2 protein-coding genes are annotated in these 3,549 nt (G+C 75.7%); one reads left to right on the top strand and one right to left on the bottom strand.

The annotated features are described in order from the left end of the window. Nucleotides 1-301: 301 nt before the first annotated feature. Nucleotides 302-2,425: a cation:proton antiporter domain-containing protein gene (locus ACI78R_RS23345; protein WP_457042467.1), complete on the bottom strand. Its 2,124-nt coding sequence runs from the start codon at nucleotides 2,423-2,425 to the stop codon at nucleotides 302-304. A 246-nt stretch (nucleotides 2,426-2,671) separates the two neighbouring features. On the opposite strand from ACI78R_RS23345, the gene ACI78R_RS23340 reads away from it, so the two are divergent. Beyond that, the gene (locus ACI78R_RS23340) at nucleotides 2,672-3,505 is read left to right on the top strand and encodes a protein kinase domain-containing protein (protein ID WP_336028630.1); all 834 of its coding nucleotides are present in this window, start codon (nucleotides 2,672-2,674) and stop codon (nucleotides 3,503-3,505) included. Nucleotides 3,506-3,549: the final 44 nt, after the last annotated feature.

The following is a 3,549-nucleotide window of genomic DNA, read 5'->3' as shown; positions in this document are numbered from 1 at the left end:
CCCCCCCCCCCCCCCCCCCCCCCCCCCCCCCCCCCCCCCCCCCCCCCCCCCCCCCCCCCCCCCCCCCCCCCCCCCCCCCCCCCCCCCCCCCCGCCGGAAGGAGGCACCTGACCTCCGGAGCTGGGTCGTGCTCTGCCCACCACGGCGGGGCAGAGCACGAGGGCGTGCCCCGCACGGGCTCGTGCCCTGCCCACGGAGGCGGGGCAGAGCACGAGCCGCCGCGGGGGAGAGGTGCCCGGAGACGACGGAGCCCGCGTCCCCTCGCACGGGACGCGGGCTCCACCGCGGGGAGGACCGGCGCTCAGGCGGTCCCGGGCCGGGCCGCACTGCCGGCGGCGATCCCGGCCAGCGTCTCGTCCATGTCGCGGTCAGCGTCGGCCGTGCCGGCGTGCACCAGCAGGATCGGCGTCAGGTCGTCGGCGGGCGGCACCGTGCCGGCATCCGCGGGTGCCACCAGCAGCGAGGGCAGCGCCGTGCTCTCCGGCTCGACGGCCACCCCCGCCTTGCGCAGCGAGTCGGCCACCCCGCGGCGCAGCCCGCGCCGGCCCTCACCGGCGCGCAGCTGCAGCGGCGCCGACCGGCCGAGCGCCGCGTGCGCGGCCAGCCGGAGCGCGGCCCGGCCGTCGGCGCCGCCGTCCTGCACGACCGCCACCGCGCCGCGCGGGGCCAGGCCCGGCTCGCCGAGCTCGCCGGACACCGTGACCACCGACCCGTGCAGGGACGCCGGCCACGGGGTGCCCGCCTGCCCGTCGGCGAGGGCGCCCTCGGCGATGCCCCAGCCGCTGCGCACGAGGACGACGTCGGCCTCGCTGCTGCCGGCGAGGTCGGTGACCTCCGCCCAGGGGTCCTCGCTGAAGCGGGAGGCCACCGAGGCCTGCATGCCCCGCTCCTCCACCCGCCGGGCCAGCGCCCGGAGCTCGCCGGCCACGGTCGCCATCAGCGCGAGGTCGGCCCCCAGGCCGCTGGAGACCTCCGGCTTGGGCCGCGAGCGCCGCACCACCCGGGTGAGCACCACCTGCGCCGGACGCTCCCGGCCGGCCAGGTCGCAGGCGAGGTCGACCAGCCCGGCGTCGCGCACCGGGTCGTCGACCACGACCACGACCGTGTAGGCGTCGGTCAGCCCCATCGCCGCGCGCTCGGCCGCGGCGATGTCCCGGGCGAGGACCCGCTTCGGGTAGACGAGGTTGAGCAGCGGCGAGGTCATCACCGTGGTGACGATCGCCATGATCACCATCAGCGTGAACATGGTGTCGTCGAGCACGCCGTTCTCGCGGCCCAGGTTCAGGATGACCAGCTCGGTCAGTCCGCGGGTGTTCATGAGGACCCCGAGCGCGGTGGCCTGCCGGCGGGGCACCCGCTGCGCGCGGGCGGCGGTGAACGCGCCGACGAACTTGCCGGAGATCGCCACGAGCAGGATCAGCCCGAGCTCGCCGACGCCGGTCAGGTCGATCGCGCCGACGTCGACGTTGAGGCCGGTGACCACGAAGAAGACGGGCAGGAGCAGCAGGACGCTCACCTGCTCGAGCCGGTCGATGATCTCGTGGTTCAGCGCGCCGGCGCCCTGACGCGGCATGACGACGCCGAACACGAACGCGCCGAAGATGAAGTGGATGCCGATCTCCTCGGTCACCCAGGCGCTGCCGAGGATGCCGACGAGCACGAGGGCGAGCATCTCCGGCGTCAGCCGGCCCAGGCGCTCGTACCGGGTGACCAGCTGCTTGAGCAGCGGCTTGACGACCAGGAACATCACCAGCGCGAAGACGACCGACCAGAGCAGGATCAGCAGCACCCCGCTGAAGGACCCGGCCGACACGACCGCGACGACGACCGCCAGCAGCGCCCAGGCCAGGACGTCGTCGACGGCGGCGCACGCGAGCGCCAGCACGCCCGTGGGGATCCGGTGCATCTGCCGCTCGGCGAGGATCCGGGCCAGGACCGGGAACGCCGTGATCGACATGGCCACGCCCATGAACAGCGCGAAACCGACGAAGGAGATCGTCGACGTGGCGCCGTCGTCGGCGGTGAAGACGTCGTGCGCCTCGTGCAGGTAGGTGGCCAGCAGCACGCCGAGCGCGAACGGCAGGACGATCGAGGCGACCGACACCGAGACGGCGATGCGCTCGCGGCCGCGGATGAACGACAGGTCGACCTCGAGGCCGACCAGGAACATGAACAGCACCAGGCCCAGCTGCGCCAGCACGTTGAGGAACGGGCGCACGTCGGGCGGGAAGAGCGCGGTGTCCAGGTCGCCCGGGAGGGCGCCGAGCAGCGTCGGGCCGAGCAGGATGCCGGCCACGATCTCGCCCATGACCGCGGGCTGGCCGAGCGTCACCGCCAGCCGTCCCATGAGGCGGGCGATCACGATGATCACGGCGAGGTCGAGGAACACGTAGGCCGTGATCTCCGCGACGGAGTGCGCTTCCACTGGGTCTCCGGGGTCGTCGCGAGCCGCGCGGGACAGCGCGGGGGATGGGGTGCGTGCCGGTCACGGCACCGCACCGGGCGCGGACTGTATCGGCGCCCCGCGCCACGCGGGACCCCTCCGTGCGCGGCGTCCGACGGGGGCGATCGGGGTTCCCGGACGGCGGGCGGCGGGGCACACTGTCGCGCTGCCGCACCGGCGGCGTCCCGGGCCGCCCCGGGGGGAACAGCAGCTTCAGGAGGACTCAGGATGGATGCCGTCGGCCTGGTGGGCGCGGCGCCCGCCACCATCGCGGACTACCAGGTGGTCCGGGTGCTCGGGGAGGGCAACAACGGCCGCTTCTACCTCGCGCGGCCGCCGGCGCGGCTCGGCCTGCCCGACGAGTACGTGGCGGTGAAGGTCTTCACGGGGACGCACAGCGAGCAGGCCTACGAGCGGGGTGTCCGCGAGCTGCGGGCCTTCGCCCAGGTGGCCTCGCCCTACCTGGTCAAGGTGTACGACGCCGTCCTGCAGGACAGCTTCCTGTACGCGATGGAGTACTGCCCGCTCGGCAGCCTCGCCGCCCCGGCGCGGCCGCTCAGCCGCGGCGAGGTGCTGCGCGCGGTGGCGCACGCCGCGCACGCCGCGCACGCGCTGCACGAGGCCGGCCTCACCCACGGCGACATCAAGCCGGCCAACATCCTGCTCACCGAGGACGGCGGCAAGCTCTCCGACCTGGGCCTGGCCCGCTACCTGGCGCCCGGCGTCACGCTCACCGGCATGGCCAGCGCCGCCTCGGTCGAGTACCTCGACCCGGCGCTGCTGCGCGGCGACCGGCCCTCCCGCGCCACGGAGGTCTTCGCGCTGGGGGCCACGCTGAACCGGGCGCTCACCGGTACCGGCCTGTACGGTGAGCTGCCCGACGGCGAGCCGCTGCTGGCGATCCGCCGGGTGATGAGCGCCGAGCCCGCGATCAGCCCCGGCCTGACCGACGACGAGGCCGCCCTGGTGTCGGCCTGCCTCGCCCCGGTGGGGCAGCGGCCGGTCACCGCGCTGCAGGTGGCCGAGCGCCTCGACCGGCTGGCCGCGGCCGCCACCGCCTGACCGCCCCGCACGACGACGGGCCCCGCTCCTCCGGCCGGAGGAGC

It is taken from the genome of Geodermatophilus sp. SYSU D01106 (genome assembly GCF_054049995.1).
This window is presented reverse-complemented; position numbering and strand designations above follow the sequence as displayed.